Source organism: Draconibacterium sediminis, from assembly GCF_000949475.1.
Lineage (GTDB): Bacteria > Bacteroidota > Bacteroidia > Bacteroidales > Prolixibacteraceae > Draconibacterium > Draconibacterium sediminis.
On the sequence record NZ_JRHC01000001.1, the window covers coordinates 1,898,498 to 1,916,269 of the forward strand.

At 37.6% G+C, this 17,772-nt stretch carries 9 protein-coding genes; all 9 read left to right on the plus strand.

Features of this window, described 5'->3' with window-relative positions; all coding sequences use genetic code 11:
• The first annotated feature begins 14 nt into the window (after positions 1–14).
• The 9 genes from LH29_RS07545 to LH29_RS07590 all read left to right on the plus strand — a co-directional run bounded on the left by LH29_RS07545 (position 15) and on the right by LH29_RS07590 (position 17,772).
• Entirely contained in the window at positions 15–1,322 is a 1,308-nt protein-coding gene (locus LH29_RS07545; protein ID WP_045028956.1) for a glycoside hydrolase family 27 protein, read from the plus strand.
• A 69-nt stretch (positions 1,323–1,391) separates the two neighbouring features.
• Positions 1,392–5,624, plus strand: a complete 4,233-nt coding sequence (locus tag LH29_RS07550; protein WP_045027350.1) for a hybrid sensor histidine kinase/response regulator transcription factor — start codon at positions 1,392–1,394, stop codon at positions 5,622–5,624.
• A 358-nt stretch (positions 5,625–5,982) separates the two neighbouring features.
• Positions 5,983–8,958, plus strand: a complete 2,976-nt coding sequence (locus LH29_RS07555) for a SusC/RagA family TonB-linked outer membrane protein (RefSeq protein ID WP_082063468.1) — start codon at positions 5,983–5,985, stop codon at positions 8,956–8,958.
• Positions 8,959–9,054: 96 nt separating this feature from the next.
• Entirely contained in the window at positions 9,055–10,692 is a 1,638-nt protein-coding gene (locus LH29_RS07560; RefSeq protein WP_045027356.1) for a RagB/SusD family nutrient uptake outer membrane protein, read from the plus strand.
• Between the two features lie 188 nt (positions 10,693–10,880).
• The gene (locus tag LH29_RS07565) at positions 10,881–12,515 is read left to right on the plus strand and encodes a glycoside hydrolase family protein (protein ID WP_045027359.1); all 1,635 of its coding nucleotides are present in this window, start codon (positions 10,881–10,883) and stop codon (positions 12,513–12,515) included.
• A 33-nt stretch (positions 12,516–12,548) separates the two neighbouring features.
• Complete coding sequence (locus tag LH29_RS07570; protein ID WP_198152367.1) at positions 12,549–13,964, plus strand: sulfatase family protein; 1,416 nt, start codon at positions 12,549–12,551, stop codon at positions 13,962–13,964.
• Between the two features lie 7 nt (positions 13,965–13,971).
• Positions 13,972–15,003, plus strand: coding sequence for a nucleoside hydrolase-like domain-containing protein (locus tag LH29_RS07575; protein WP_157493609.1), 1,032 nt, complete (start codon positions 13,972–13,974; stop codon positions 15,001–15,003).
• A gap of 422 nt (positions 15,004–15,425) precedes the next feature.
• On the plus strand, positions 15,426–16,991 hold the full coding sequence (locus LH29_RS07585; RefSeq protein WP_045027368.1) for an arylsulfatase: 1,566 nt from the start codon (positions 15,426–15,428) through the stop codon (positions 16,989–16,991).
• 109 nt (positions 16,992–17,100) lie between these two features.
• A complete protein-coding gene (locus tag LH29_RS07590) occupies positions 17,101–17,772 on the plus strand; it encodes a 3-keto-disaccharide hydrolase (protein ID WP_198152368.1) in 672 nt (223 codons plus the stop codon).

The window sequence follows — 17,772 nt, forward strand, 5'->3', positions numbered from 1 at the left end:
TTTGAATGAACATTATGAATAATATTAGTGATTTGGCACCTCAACCCCCAATGGGATGGAATAGCTGGGATTGTTTTAGTGTGACGGTAACTGAGCAGGAAGTTAAGCAAAACGCTGATTTTGTTGCCAAACATCTTAAAAAATATGGATGGGAATATATTGTGGTTGATTTGGCCTGGTTTGCACCGGGAGCCGACCATACAAATTATAAAAAAGAGAATATACCTCAGCTGATTGACAAATTCGGGAGACTCATTCCTGATCCCGAAAAATTTCCGTCATCCGCTAACGGAGCCGGCTTTAAACCACTGGGCGATTATGTGCACCGCTTAGGGTTAAAGTTTGGCATTCATATTATGCGAGGTATTCCAGTGCAGGCGGTCGAACAAAAGTGCAAGGTGAAGGGTACCGCTTTAACTGCCGACCAGATTTCGTACGATCGCGAACGTTGTCCGTGGTATAATAGTTTGCGAACCCTTAATTTTGCAGATAAGGGAGCACAGGAATACTATAACTCAATTTTCGAATTATATGCCTCGTGGGGAGTAGACTATATTAAGGCCGACGATTTGAATGCATGGCACGAAGTAAACAACAGCGATGGTTCGCCAACAGGTGAAGGTTCTCCATATCGTATTGATGACATTGAAGGAATTGCCAGTGCAATAAAAAATTGTGGAAGACCAATGGTACTTAGTATTTCCCCAGGGGGACCGGAAACAACAGTTATAAATCACTTACGAAATCATACAAATCTATGGCGTATATCTGCAGATTTTTGGGATGAATGGGGTTCGCTAAAAAAGCAAATGGACCGATGCGCAATCTGGGCTCCTTTTATAAAACCTGGCCACTGGCCCGATGCCGATATGCTACCTCTCGGATATATGCCTCGTGGCGAATCTGGCGGTCAGCAACGCTTTAGTAACTTTACTGCTGATGAACAGAAAACCGTTATTTCGTTGTGGTGTATGTTTCGTTCGCCATTAATGTTTGGTGGAAATTTGCCACAGTGTAATGATGAAACAATTGCATTATTAAGCAATAAAGATGTTTTGGAAATTAACCAGTATTCAAAAAATAACCGTGAGGTTTATTGCGATGATACTGTTCGGGTTTGGACAGCTGAGTCAACACTTCTGGACGCAAAATACCTGGCTGTATTTAATATTTCAGATGTAGATATAACTTACAGGTTGGATGTAGATGATTTTGGGATAAAAAAAACTGAAAGTGGTGTAGACTTGTGGAGTAAAAATAGAATAGTTTTTCATAACGAACTTAAGGTAAATGCCCATGGAGTTCGTTTATTTAGGTTTTAGTTTGGTTAGTTATTGAGAGAAGTATCCCACATGGGATACTTCTTATTTTAATTCAAACTCTTTGAGGCGATGAATAAGGTTTCTTTCATATTTTTGGTTTCACTTTTTCTGGTAAGTCATTTATATGCTCAGAATCTTAAACGTTTTAAACATCTCGATCTTAATAATGGCCTCTCTCATACTGATGCAACCTGTTTTGCTCAGGATGAAGTTGGATATATGTGGATAGGCACTTATAACGGACTTAACCGTTACGATGGATACGAAATTAAACAGTTTATTAACGAACCAAATAATCCGGAAAGGGTTTATCTGAACCGCATAAATGTATTAAAAACTCAAGGAAATTATTTGTGGGTTGGGACTCAAAAAGGCATTCATCTTTTTAGTACCGAATATTTGAAATTTAGTAACCTGAATGTAGTTGATGGGAATAAAAAACAGTTGAATCTCGGGAATATTAAATCGATTTATACTCATGATTCAACACTTTGGTTTACTTCAGATAATAAACTTTTTAAAGGAGTTTTTTCGATCCAGAACTCGACATTGGAAGTTGTTTCAATAGATGAATTTGTAAAAAAAATTCCAAAAGAATTTGAACACTTAATCTTAGGAGAAATAACAGGTGTTGATGATAAGGTTATCTGGTTAAGTACCAGTAAAGGATTTTATGAGCTCGAAAAAGCAGAGAACCTTTACCATATTAAAAAAATACCACTATCGAATGATAATCTTACCACCGAAATTGCACATAGCATAACACGACAGGGAAACATGTTATATGTTTCACACGGGCATTTATTACATATCTATCTACTCCAATCCAATTTTTCGGTAGGCTCGCTTATTAAATCTATTGACGTATGTGCCTTGATTGAAAAGGAATACAAAATTAGTACGATTGATTTATTTGCATTAAAGGTTGATCGGGAAATGAATTTATGGTGCTCAACAACCAAGGGAGTGTTGTTGCTTTCTGACCTTTTGTCGAAGAAAACTTCCGTAGATCTGTTGCGTCATTCCAAGTATGATGCTCATTCAATCTCAGGGGATCATATATCATCTCTTTATATGGATAACAATAATTGTTTATGGATTGGAACGTGGGGAAGTGGTGCCAATATATTAAATCTTGGGCAATATAAATTCAATGTTTTGAATCAGAATCCTGATCGCCAGAAATATAATCTTTCAAACGACTTTGTACGCTGTATTGCTGAAGATAAACAAGGTAATGTTTGGATCGGATATAAAGGTGGCGGGCTTGATATGTTTAATCCTCAAACAGGTGTGACTACCCCATTTCGTTCAGCGAATGGAGCCGGGCAAGAAACGCTGTTCGATGATGTACGAAGTATAGATGTTGGAAATAAATTTATAGCAATAGGATGCACAAAAGGTTTAGCGCTTATTGATTTAAAAACCAGATATGTGTACGAGTATATGTCTGATCCTGAAGATGTAGGTTCTATTTCTCAGGGGCCGATATTTTCCGTTAAAATAGATGACTTAAACAATATTTGGGCAGCAATGTGGGAAAGTGGCCTGAACAGGATAAAAGTAGATGAAAACTATCAAATCAGTGTAAAAAAACTTAATGCAACAGATTCTCCTCTGCTAACTTCTAATTCCATTGTGTTCCTGGCTTTTAACAATGATCGAAATCAACTTTATGCATCTTCAAATAGAGGATTAAATCGAATATACCTGGATAACAACAGAAATGTTGAGCGTATTGTACATTACAAAGCAAATGACTCGGATTCATCCTTAAGAAGTGAATATGTTTGGCCATTGGTTGTTGAAAATGATTCAACACTTTGGATAGGCACATTGGGCGGAGGCTTGCATCTTCTTAACCTGAAAAGTAAGGTAATTGGTACTATTGGAACCTATTCAGCCGAAAACTTCTTGTTTAAAGTAATGAATACAATGGATGTAGAAGTTCTGGAAAAAGATAATAATGGTAACATTTGGGTTGGTAGTCGTGGTTTGGTAAGGTTGAATCCAAAAACAAAAAACTATCAATATTTTGATGAAGACGATGGTTTACATGGTAATGGATTTAAAATTGGTTCCTCATTTTTGTCACAAAAGGGTACCGTTTATATGGGAGGTATTAATGGATTAACCTATTTTGATCCAAAGGAAATAAACCGAATGGAACTATCCTGCAACGTAAAGTTGATAAAGCTTAAAGTTAACAACAAAGAGGTAGTTGTAGGTGATTCGATAAACGGGCGCAGAATACTTGAAAGAGAGCTAGCCTTAACCGATAGAGTGGTATTAAAACACGATGAGAACGATTTTTCAATTCAATACGGGAATTTGCACTTTTTGAGCCAGGGAAAGGAATGTATCCGTCATCGTTTGATACCGGTACAAGACGAATGGCAAGCCGATAACGACTTTTCAATGGAGGCAAAATATTCAAACCTATCTTACGGTAGTTATATTTTTCAGGTAATTGGAGCAGGAAAAGAAGAGGGTGATAAGGGGAATATTGTTGAATTGGAAATAGTTATTAAAGCTCCATGGTATTTAACTGGTATTGCAATTATTGCCTATTTTCTTCTGGGAAGCCTAATATTTATAGCAATTCTGTTGTATGCCCGGCGACTGATGTATATGAAACACAATCTTAGGGTAATGGAAGCAGAAGAACAAAAACGAGAAGAACTTCATCAGCACAAATTGCAGTTTTTTACTAATATTTCACACGAATTTAAAACACCCTTAACTTTAATTCATTCTCCTCTTGAAAAGCTATATGACGAAGAAAAGCCGCAAGGAGAACGTAAGGAATTATATCGTTTGGTTTTTAATAATACACAACGTTTAAGTCGTTTGATAAATGAATTAATGGATTTTCGAAAAGCTGAGCTAAATAAACATTCACTGAAACTACAGACAACTGACTTAAATTCGTTGGTAGATGATGTATTTAAACAATTTAGTTCTCTCGCCGCGAATAAAGGAATAGCTTTGTCTTATAATTCCAATTCCTGTCCTAATATTTTAGTGGATAGAGACAAGGCTCAAAAGGTAATTACCAACCTGTTTTCAAATGCTTTAAAATTTACTCCTGAAAATGGCAATGTTGATGTAAGAACATATAGTGGCAATATTGATAATCTAGATTTTAAATTTGCAAATAATTATTCGGAAGTTGGAGATTGTCAGTGCGAAAAATATGTTTTTGTTGAGGTTGAAGATACAGGGGTTGGGATATCCTCAAAATCGATTAATGCAATTTTTGACCGTTATTTTCACGAAAACATCGACCATAATAACCATTTGGGATCTGGAATTGGTTTGGCACTGGTTAAAAGTTTTATATTGTTGATGCAGGGGTGTGTTTTCGTTTCCTCGGAGCGTAATAAAGGAGCTCAATTTATTGTTGGATTTCCTTGTGGAGATGCACATGTTTTGAAGACAAATTCAATAATTGTAGATAATGAAGCATTGCATGACGATGGGGAGGAATTCGACTTAATAACTGGTAAAGATGAATCCAAGGACAAAAATGTTTTGTTATTTGTTGAAGATAACTCGGAATTACGGAATATGCTGATTCAGCACTTTAAAACACAGTACAATGTTTTTGGCGCAGAAAATGGGCAGGTTGGCTTGTATACGGCAAAAGAAAAAGTGCCAGACTTGATAATATCCGATGTAATGATGCCGAAAATGGATGGTGTAGAAATGTGCCGTCTGATACGTGATGATTTGAATACCAGTCATATTCCAATTATTTTGCTAACGGCCAAATCATCAATTGATAATCAAATTGCGGGTGCTGAAAGTGGTGCGGATAGTTTTATCTCAAAACCATTCAGTTTAAAACTGCTTGAGGCAAATGTGACAAGAATTCTTGAACATCATCGCGTTTTAAAAGAACGGTACTCAAAAAATATCTTCTCGAATACCCGCGAGATTATACGCAATGCAAAGGACAAAGAATTTTTTGATAAACTGATGGGGATTATTGAAGAGAATATTGAAAATCCGGAATTTACTGTAGAAGATTTGGTGCCGGAATTGGGTATAAGCCGAACAAAATTATATCAGAAAATAAAGGGAGTAACCGGAAGTTCTCCTCTTGAATTTATACGTAGTCAACGTCTCAAGTTGGCAGCAAAGATACTTTTAACCGAAGGTGTGACAATTTCAGAAGTAGTTTATCGGGTTGGCATCCAATCAACCAGTTATTTCTCGAAAGCTTTTAAAACTGAATTTGGAATGACACCATCAGAATTCTTAAAAAAATACGAGAAAACAGGCGAAAAAACATTGTAGTACAGGGTCGTATTTTATAAAATATTTCATCAATATTATTACTCCTATGTGCATAGGTTTGAAAATGAATTACGATCAGAGATAACATGCTTATATTTTCAATGCTGAAAGTAGTAATATGATTTAAGTATGCATATGGTTAGAGGTATGAAGCAGTGTTGTTTTGGATAATTATTTTTTATGAATTTTGCCTTGTTATGGTGTTGATAATAAGCGCTTATTGAGCGTGTGAAGAAATGGGCTAATTAAATGTACAATTGAAATAGTCTGTTCTGTATTGTGGGGCTACATTTGATTTTGATATTTGACCAAAAGACAATGAATATGGGTCAGCTAATCTAAATTAATAAAAGAGCTTATGAAAAATTTAAATTGGAAAGTATTACTTTTTCTTTTTATGCTTCCTTGTTTTGGCTATGCACAACAAGCTATAACAGGAATGGTAACTGAATCTGATGGTGTTTCACCAATACCGGGGGTAAACATTGTAATAAAGGGAACGACTTCGGGAACGATTTCCGGAATGGACGGTTCCTATTCAATCAATGTGAATGAAGGTGAAACATTGGTTTTTTCATTTGTAGGATTTGTGTCTAAAGAAGTACTGGTTGGACAAGAATCGACTATAAATGTATCCCTTGAAACAGATGCAATTGGACTAGAGGAGGTTATAGCAGTTGGTTATTCATCTAAAAAGAAAACCGAAATTTCAAGTGCAGTTGTAAATGTTTCAAGTGAGAAACTACAAACATCAACAAGTCATGATGTAGCAACAATGTTACAAGGTAAAGTAGCAGGTTTACAAGTGATGTCCGATCAACAAAGTGTTGGCGGTTCGCCTCAAATGCGAATTCGGGGGTCAGGTTCCATTTCTGCAAGCAGCTCGCCGCTGTGGGTTGTTGATGGTATTATTGGTGGGTCATTCGATCCTCAGGATGTTGCCGATATAACCGTGTTGAAAGATGCAGGTGCAACAGGTTTATATGGTTCCAGGGCGGCTGGTGGTGTAATTGTTGTAACTACAAAGAGAGGTAAGGCAGGAGATACAAAAGTTCGTATTTCATCAACAACCGGAATTGTAAAGCCAAACTGGGGAAATCTGGAATTCATGGATGGACCTGAATTCTATGATCTAATTAGACGTGGATTTGCCTTAGGAGGAAAAACCGAAAGCGAGTTCCTTGCACTTTTCCCCTCCGAGGTTCGTAATGTGAATTACGACTGGATGGGATTTATGTATGACCAGGGATTTGTTACTACTAATAATATTTCATTATCAGGAGGTAACGAAAAAACAACATTTTATTTAAGTGGTAACTACAATCACGAAGATGGAATTTTAAGAAGCGATGTTTACGACCGAGGGAGTGCTACTTTAAACTTGTCTCACAAGTTGTCAGATAAACTTTCAATTCAGTTAAATACCTTTTCTTCATTTGTGAAAAATCAGAATACAACATCGTTCACGGTATTTAATGTGCCATTTGATACTCCGTATGATGAGGATGGCAACGTTAGACCACAGGACTGGGTGAGAAATAACTATTACACTCAGGAGCGAATAAACTTCGCTTTACCCGAAGAACTTGGTAGTTATAATGAGCGCGGAACGTTAACACTTAATCCATCGTTAAAACTTGATTACAATCCTACCGAGTGGATGTCGGTCTCTGCATCCACCAGAATTAATTACATGTCTTCAGTACTGGAGCGTTATGATGCAGACGGGGCACAATCAACCGATATTGGAGGAGAGGTTCGAAATAATTTAACACGTAACAGTGATATTTTAACTAATGCTATTTTACGTTTATACAAATCGTACGGAGAACATGCATTGTCAGGAATAATTGGTGGAGAGTTTAATGAAATTACCCATAAATATTTTGAGGCACATGGAGCAGGATATTCAGGCGAATCAACAATTCTTGACGTTGCTGCAGTTCCTCAATCAGTATCAGGAAACAACAGAACAACAACCTATAATTCATTCTTCTCGCAAGTAGACTATAACTATCAATCGAAGTATTTCTTTACCGGTTCTTACCGAGTTGATGGATCATCACGTTTTGGAGCCAATAACCGTTATGGCCAGTTCTGGTCGGTGGCAGGTAGCTGGATGTTGAGTAACGAAGACTTTATAAATGATTTGGGACTATTCAATTCATTAAAGCTTCGCTCAAGCTACGGTTTAACAGGTAATGCCAGCCTTGATGACTATGTGCATTTAAATACTTTTACACTTGATGCTTCATACATGGGTGAAAATGCTTTATCTGCACTATCGATTGGAAATCCTGATTTAACATGGGAAGTTGCGCGTACTTTCAACTTGGGGGTAGATGCATCTGTTTTAGATAACAGAATAAGTATGACTCTTGATTATTACTATTCAAAAAATTCAGATTTGTTGTTCCGCGTGCCTCTACCTGCTGAGTTTGGCTATTCTGAACAGTGGCGTAACATTGGCCGCTTGGACAATTGGGGTTATGAGTTAGCTCTGGATATTGCTGCAGTTAAAACACCGGATTTTAATTGGAATGTAAACTTGCAGATTGGTTATAGCCAGGATGAAGTTAAAGAATTACCGGGCGAAGCAATTGATGCTGACGAAGATGGATTATTGGATAACAGCATTGTATATCTTGGTTCAGACCTATTCTCAAATAAAATTTTACAGGTAGGTGGTAATCGTAGCATGTTTTATGCAGCTGAGTGGTACGGTGCTGATCCACAAACGGGCGGTGCACGCTGGGTTTCTGGGTATAACAATGATGGCTCGCCAGTTTTAACTGACAATAGAGAAGAAGCATTATGGTTAACAGCCAAAGGTATGCCTGATTTTATGGGTGGATTTACTAACGTATTTGAATATAAAGGATTAAGTCTTGAAACGGTATTCTCCTATGCTTTTGGCGATTTTACTATAATTCGTGATAATGCATACGATAATGATGGACAGTATTTATTTCGCCCGGAAATGGTTGTTTACGGGCAGGAGGACAGATGGGAAAAGCCAGGTGATGTTTCATCAAGAACACCATGGGTTTATCAGGGAGATTTAAGAAGCTCTCAATATTCATCAAAATATTGGGAAAATGGTAATTATCTCAAACTGGCTTCACTTTCATTAGGATATTCATTTAATAAAAATGTTACTCAACGTTTAGGACTTGGAGCATTGAAGGTTTTTGCAAGAGGCGAAAATTTAAAAGTTTGGCACAAATCAAGTGGTATCTCACCTGAATTAACGGGATTTGATGCTGATGCGCCTACACGAAACTCAAGACCTTTGCCATCAAAAGTTGTATTTGGAATAGATTTAACACTATAAAAAATTTACACTACATTATAATTCTTGTTTATATGGAATTTATAATGATTAGAGAAAATTTCATTCATTATTTTATAAATAGTAAATATTGAAAAAATGAAAAAAATAAATTATATATATTTAATAATCCTACTGCCATTATTGTTCAGCTGCGAGCTGGAGCAACTACCCAGTGATTCTGTTTCTTCTATTCAGGCGTTTAGTTCTGTAAAGGGAATTGAGCAGGCTACGGTTGGCCAATACGATACTTTCAAAAAAAATATAGTAATACGTGGGAAAAGAAGTTGGCAGTATAATATGCCAAGAGTTATCGATATGGTTAACCTTCAGGGGGATGATATTTATATCACAAACTCCTACAATGATTTAACCAGTTTTAATCAGTACAATCCCGAATCAAGATTACTTGATGGAGGTTTCAATCTGGCTAATTGGGCAGCGCATTATAAAAATATTGCCGTTTGTAATAAAATCATTTCGGATGTTGATGGAACGGATGCTGAACTAAAAGCCTTGGTTGGTGAGAATTATTATCTAAGAGCACTTTGGTATTTGTCACTTACACGTACTTACGGACGACCATATACACACGGAACAGATTACTTGTCCGTTCCGCTTAGGTTAGATCCTGATGCTGATGTACAGGAAAGAGCGACAGTAGGAGAAGTTTATGCCCAAATTATTTCTGATTTGGAAATGGCAGCCGAATTATTACCAGAGGTAACCATGCGAACCCGACCTTCAAAGGAAGCTGCATGGGCACTTTTATCTCGGGTTTATACCTGGATGACGGATCCTACCGATGCATCAACAGTAAATTACGCTGATTTGGCAATTTCTTATGCAGATAAAGTGATAAACTCGGGGAAATTCCCACTTACTTCAACCTCCTCCTATTTTGGATCGTCAGAAATTCGTCCTAAAAATATGCCGGTTGGAACGCCAGTTAATCATTATTTCTCTAGAGCTAAAGAGGAGAGCGAAACAGTTTTTGCCTTAGGTGTTCTTGCATCTGATGCAGGGATTATTGCACGTGGAAAAATGTTTATGCAAACATATGAAGGATTAGGCTTCGGACAGTACTGTGCATCAGAGTATTATCGTGATATTTTGGCTTCGGATAATAACGATCTTAGAACAAATTTTGTGGAACCCCGATATCAATTAGATGAAAACGGAAATGTAAAAGTTGATGAGAATGGTAATGATATGATATTTAATCATAAAGGTTACGTACAGTATAACATTAATAAATTCTCATATATGGGAGGAGATCCATTTTTGGCTGATATCGTTTATCAACGTTCTGCAGAGGTTTATTTAAACAGGGCTGAAGCATATGCAAAAAAAGGATTATTTGGAGATGGCTCAGCGATTCAAAAAGCATTGGATGATGTAAATACTATTCGAACGAGAGCACATGCAGCTACCTATAATTCAATTTCTGATTACAGCGCAGTGTATCCATCGAATCCAGGGAATCCGGTTGCTGATGGAGAAACACCAAATGGCGCAGACATATTGGATGTTGTTCTCACGGAACGTTTTCTTGAACTAGCCTGGGAGTTTAATCGTTCCGTTGATGTATTCAGAAACAAAAGAAACATGTATCGTAATTACTTAGGTCCACATCTTATTAAAGGAATTGTAAATTGGGATAATAACAGAATTATTGCTCCTATTCCATTGGATGAAATGAACGCAAATCCATTGTTAGAGCAAAATCCAAACTAGAAATAGTCATTTATAAAGACAGGGAGGCCATTTCAAAACAAGTTTTTGAGATGGCCTTCTTTGTATATCTATTGCATTTTTCATAGCCATAAATTTGTACTGCAAATCAATAATCTTGGACAATTGAGCAATTCGGTTTCATCTAAATCCTCTTATTTTGATTGTTATTAAATCAATAATAAACCACAATGAAGTTAATTTCGATTGTATTGGTCTTGCTGTTGCTAGGAACTCAACTTTGGGCCGAAAATCCTATTCTCGAAGTATATTCAGCTCCCGGTGGCATAAAAAAGTCACAAAATTTTTCGGTTGATGTAAGTCAAAATGGAACCTCAAAAAGCTCTTTTGTATATTACAGTTCTCCGCTTGACAATGATGCTGATAATGCAAAGGCCATCCAAAGTCAGGTTATAAGAGGAATTAATTCGAACCCTGTTCTTCGGGATTTTTATTTTGGAGGAAAGGAAAAACGGATGGATACCCAGCAGTCATGTTCATATACCTGCTTTTCCTTTTCAGGAGAAGTACAGGTAAAAGTTACTGGAAAAGAATCAATCAATTCATTTAAAATACTTCCTTCTTCCGCCGGAATTGAGGGCAAAATTGAAGGAAATACACTCTTTTTTTCGCTCGAAAATCCACAAAAGCTGGGCATCGTTTTAAATAACGATTACCTGAATCCCCTGTTTTTATTTGCGGATGCTCCCGAACAAGGTGTCCCTGATAAAAATGCTATTGGAACTTTAATAATAAAAGAAGGAGACAATTGTGATGACTTAACAGAAAAAGTAAAAAAAGCTTCAGTAGTATGGTTTGAACCCGGGGTACATCATATAGGTGTAGCTTTTCAGATTTACGAAAACCAGACCATTTATCTGGAAGGAGGTTCGTATTTATTGGGTACGATCCATGGGTATATGGCGCCCAATGTTACCATCAGAGGGCGCGGAATCCTGGCTGGTGATGCAATTTCGAGAAAGGCGGTTTTAGCTTTGAAACGTGAAACAGGTTTTTCCAAACGTATTGTAGAACGAATGCGTTATCATGCAATAAATATGCTCAGCACCCAGAATGATTCCAGTTGGAATGCATTTGCCAATTATCCCGGAAGTGGCTGCGATAATTTAACAATCGAGGGAATTACCATTGCAAGTCCGCGTCAGTTTTTCATTCGGGCAACTGGTGTACCAATGACAATATATAATGTGAAAATGGTTGGCTCGTGGCCTTACAATACAGATGGCTTTTCTGGAATAGGACAAGCTAATACTACCGTTTTCGATTGTTTCTTTCACTGCAATGATGATGCGATCTATGTAACACCAAATAATTGCCACGTTCACCATTGTAATTTCTGGCAGGGAAACAATGGTTGCGTATTTCAGTTTGCCTGGGGAAGTGCACCTAAAACACAGGGTGGAGGATTTATCCATGATTGCAACATTTTGCATGTAGGCCATGTGGAAGAGGCAAATAACCGAATGGTTTTTGGCTCTCGAAAAAAGGGACCCGGCGATATTGAAAACATTCATTTCAAAAATATAAATATTGAAGGTCCGGTGTGGAGCTTAATTCGCCTTGAAACAAACGGTGGTGGCGATTTAGGGTCATTCCGTAACATCACTTTTGAGAATATTAATGTTACGGGGCCGGTGTTGCATAAAAGCACTGTTATTTCAAGTAAAGGCAAAAGCAATGATGAGGCTTCTACTTCCTGGATTGAGAATATTACGCTGAAAAACATAAAAATAAACAACCAGAATATTACCTCTGACGATTTTATTATTGGTGATTTTCAGGTTAAAAATATTTTATTCAAATAATTGTTTATAAAGCCACTCGCAAAAATATATTATATGAAACTTAATGCAATTTGGGTTATCCTTAGTTTTATCTGTTTAGGTGCAATGTCTTGCAAAAAAACGGATGATGGATTAGTAAAGCCAAATGTAATTATAATCTTCACTGATGATCAGGGATACCAGGACTTAGGATGTTTTGGCTCTCCAAATATTAGAACACCAAATTTGGATCAAATGGCAAATGAAGGCACACGTTTTACAAATTTTTATGTAACGGCTTCGGTTTGTTGTCCATCCCGTGCATCCATTTTAACCGGCAGATACTCGGCACGTAATGGTATTGGAGGTGTTTTACTTCCCGGAGCAAAAGGCATGCGTTCTTCAGAAATTACAATTGCCGAACTTTTAAAACAAGCTGGATATAAAACAGCGTGTTTTGGCAAATGGCATCTTGGCGATCAGGAGCAAAGTCTGCCAATGGCACAGGGTTTCGATGAATACTATGGATTGCCATACAGCAATGACATGCATCTGGGTCCTGCACAGGAGTTTTCTCCTGATGCTGTATTTACGAACGGTTATACACTTGAAAAGGCAAAAAAAGATATTGCTTTCAATGCTTCACATACACGGAAAGAGATAGAGGAAGAAGGATTGAGAAACCTGGTGCCATTACTCGAAGGTTCTAAAATTGTTGAATATCCTGCAGATCAGGGTACGCTAACAAGAAGGTATTTTCAAAGAACTATAAATTTCATTGACAAAGCTGGTAAAGATCCTTTTTTTGTGTACTTGACTCCTAATATGCCACACATACCTTTATTTGCATCAAACGACTTTGAAGGAACCAGTGAGCGTGGTTTATATGGCGATGTTGTTGATGAAATTGACTGGAATGTGGGTAAATTAATGTCTTTTCTGAAAGAAAATGATTTAGATAAAAATACGATGGTGTTTTTTACTTCAGACAATGGACCATGGCTAGGATATGGCGATATGGCCGGGAGTGCGGATCCGCTTCGGGGAGGTAAGTTTACCAACTACGAGGGAGGAGTTAGAGTACCATGTGTAATGCGGTGGCCCGGAATATGGGAAGAAGGAAAAACAAGTGATGCGATAATTTCAACGCTTGATTTTCTGCCAACTATAGCTCATTATGCAGGAGTTGAAATTCCCCAAAATTTAATTGACGGAAAAGATATCTCGAGGCATTTGGAGAATACCGACATGGATTTATCCCAAGAGATTGTGTACTATACAAAAGGAACTGAGATTGTTGGAGTGCGAAAAGGAGAATGGAAATATTTGCCTCATAGCGGAGCTAGAAATATTACCGAAGATAGCGAACCAGAACTGTTTAATCTGAAAAACGATATTGAGGAGACAAGAAATGTATATGATGAGTATCCGGAGATTGTGGATACATTATCAGAACTTATATTGAATTATAACCAATCTGTTAGAAATTAATTTGAATATGAGTAATTGGATAAGAATGATTGAGCAATTTGTATTTGCAGCATTAGTATTATTTGGGTTGGAAACTCAAGCCCAAAAACCAAAAGTGTGGATTTATACAGATATGACAGACAATACCCTGCCCGGAAACAACCATATGGGAACAATAAACGATCCCGATGATATTTCGGCAATGGCAGGTTACCTGCTAATGGCGAATATGTTTGATACCAAAGGAATTGTGGTTGCCAGTACGCACAGAAAAGAACACAAAACAACGCCACATCAGGGCGAATGGGCAACCCGTTTTTGGGGTGAAGCCTATCAGAAAGATGTAAAAAACCTGAACAAAGTAATCGGCGGCTTTCCTGAAAAGGTTGATTTTGTGCAATCATGTATAAAAGAATCGGCAGAACGTTATAATCCCGACTATGAATATACATCGATAGCCAACTATGCAACTGTTAAATCTTTATTTGATTTGGCAGCTGATGAAGACGGAATTATTAATGTTTTGTGTTGGGGCTCGCTTACCGAACCAGCAATTTTAGTGAATCATTGCATCTCAACCGGTAGGCAGGATATCCTTAATAAACTTCGTTTTATCGCCCACTGGACCAATTCTCCCTGGCATCAGGGATCTCCGGAGCACCCTGAAGATGTTGCCAACTGCCGGGAAGATGCCGATGCTTGTGCTTATTTGAAATTAGTGGCATTAAATGGTTATATAAAATATTACGAATGTGGTGCGATTGGTCAGCATGGAATCGTTAGTGGAAGCCCCAAAGGCGAAGAATATTATAAGCAGTTTGCAGGAAGTGCGCTTGGGCAGAAGTTCATTCAGGGAAAATTTGTACAAAATGCAGTAGATCATTCTGATTCTGCTACTTACTGGGTATTGCTTGAAAATTGGGGAGTACGACTGGCAGATTTAAAAAATAACGGAGCAAACCCTCCGGAAGTAGAAAAAGCCAACGAAGAGAAGTTTAAGAATTGGTCGGAGCGGATTCATAAAGAATTGTTGAGAAGGATATTGGTTGCCGCAGGGTAATAGATCTTTGAAAAATCAGACATTAATTACATGCTTATCTAACATGGATAAATGTAGCCTCCCAATAATTATAGTTTGTGGCCTTGCATATGAATGTCCAAAAGGTAAAATTAGAGATAAGGAATGTCCACTGAGGGAGTTGGAATTTCTTTCTTTCTCTGAAAAGGTCCATTGGATTGATCAAATTGATTATGAACAGATAAATGAAATTTTAGAACATCATAAAATTTGTTCAAGACAAAAGTAATAAGGCTTTTATGTGATTTAATACACAACTTTTATTTAATAGACGAATAGGTTTGCAAGGCATAAGAATATGAACCGGATCCAATCTGGTAATTAACGATAGGTGGAAGAAAATATGAGAAACAAAATAACATTAAGTGCTCCTTATTTTTTAGGATCACTAAAAACTGATCGAAATGATAAGGAATAACATTTTTATTTTAATCATCTGTTTTGTGCAGATTGGGTACAGTGGTTTTGCACAAAAAAAAGAACAACCTAATATTATCTTCATTCTTGCGGACGACATGAGTTATCGGGATTTGAGTTGTTATGGGCAGGAACGTTACCAAACACCAAATATTGACGCGTTGGCTGTAGGCGGGGTAAGGTTTACCCAAGCTTATGCCGCTGCACCTGAATGCGCTCCTTCGCGTTGTAGTTTATTAACCGGTAAACATACGGGACACTCTTCTGTCAGAACCAACTCAAGCGCACGTGGTCAGGATAATTTAAGAGACAAGGATCTAACCATTGCGAAAGTACTCAAAGAAGCGGGTTACAATACCTCCTTTACAGGCAAGTGGGGAGTTGGATTACCCGGGACTGAAGGTGTTCCCTATAAACAAGGTTTCGATCATGCTTTTGGCTTTTACGACCAAACCCGTGCACATACATATATTCCATATTATTTGCGCGAAAACGATAAAATGATTGAATACCCCGAAAATCAGGGTTTTGACATGGCACGTCGTTATGATTACAAAGAAAATAAAGCCCAGAATACCTACGATGAAAATGGAAAACTTTATATTGAAGAATTAAAAGATCCCAAGGGATTTACATACTCGGAAAATGAAATTCAAAAAGCAGCATTCAGTTTTTTAGATAAAAATTTACCTGAGAAAACTGGGAAACCATTTTTTCTCTATTATGCTACTCAGTTACCACATGGACCTGTTATTACAGACGACTTGGGAGAAATGAAAGATTACCCGGAAGTGAATCAGCTTTCGCGAGAATGGGGAGCGATGGTTATAAAACTGGATAATTTTGTAAGCGAACTCACTTCATACTTAAAGGAGAAAGGTGAGTACGAAAACACCATTATCTTTTTTGCTTCTGATAACGGGTACTCGATGTGTGGATATACCGAGCGAGGCAATGCCCCGCATTGGCCCAATGATCCGTGGTTACAAAACAAAGGCCCTTTTACCGGAGGAAAATTTTCAGTTTTGGAAGGTGGTTGCCGAATTCCTTTTTTTGTTAGCTGGCCTGCAAAATTTAATCCTGCAGTAATTAACGAACCTGTGTGGTTACCAGATTTTTTCCCAACTGCCTGTAAATTGGCAGGAATCAATGAAAAAGAATATGAATTGGATGGAGTAAATCTTCTTCCTGCCCTGGAAGGAAACCTGAATGACTTTGAAGGGCATGATTTTATGTACTTTTCAAAGGGCCGTGAGCAAGCCGTACGTATGGGGCCATGGAAGGCCTACCGTGAAAATCCTGACAGTAAAACCGAATTATACCTTGTCGAAGAAGATACTTATACCCAACGAAATCTGGCTGCACTTTATCCCGAAAAAGTAAAAGAAGCCGAAGAGATAATGAAGCAGGAACATCAGCCCAGCGAGTGGTACTGGAATCCATGGGAAACGCGAGAAGAATACCAGGCTAAACAAAAACGTGCTGAAGATACCGGCAATAAGCTTCCTGCATTCCGGCCAAATGGAATGGAGAGTTTGCCTTGGGAAAAATAGTTTTCGAATTAATTTATAAATACTAATGCGCACACATTTAATAATATTGTTCGTTCATCTACTCCTGTTTAACACCCTAAAAGGACAAAATATAAATACAGAAGGATCAGTGAATTTATTTAACGGCGAAAACCTTGATAACTGGGACATTTTAATAGATGACAAGGGAACAGACAAAAATCTTTTTACGGTTGAAAACGGGATGATACATGTGTATGCACAGCAAGCTGATCAATCCCTGCAGTCGTTTGGAGGTATTGTAAGCAAAGAAGAATATGGCAGTTATATACTAACCCTGGAGTATAAATGGGGCGAAAAGAAGTTTCAGCCCCGCCACGAATTTGTAAGGGATGCCGGAATAATTTTTCATATGCATGGAGATGATGTTATATGGCCCAACGGGGTTGAGTGCCAGATACAGGAAGGCGACACCGGTGATTTGTGGGCCATTGGTACACGTGTATTATCTACAGTACAAAATGTAATTCGGAATTATAGTGAAAAAGGCGATACAATAACCCGTGGAAACCAGGAACATCGTTTTCAGCGTTTTCATCGGGCTTATTGTTGGGAAAATCCTGGATGGAATACCGTAAAACTCATAGTGAAAGGCAATGAGGCCATTTACGAGGTGAATGGAAAAATTGTAAATAGAGCCTTTGATATGAAATATTGGAACGAAAATCTGAATGAATGGAAAGCCTTGACAAAAGGACGAATACTATTACAGGCTGAAGGTGCCGAGATTTTTTACAGAAATATTACCATTGAAATATTATAA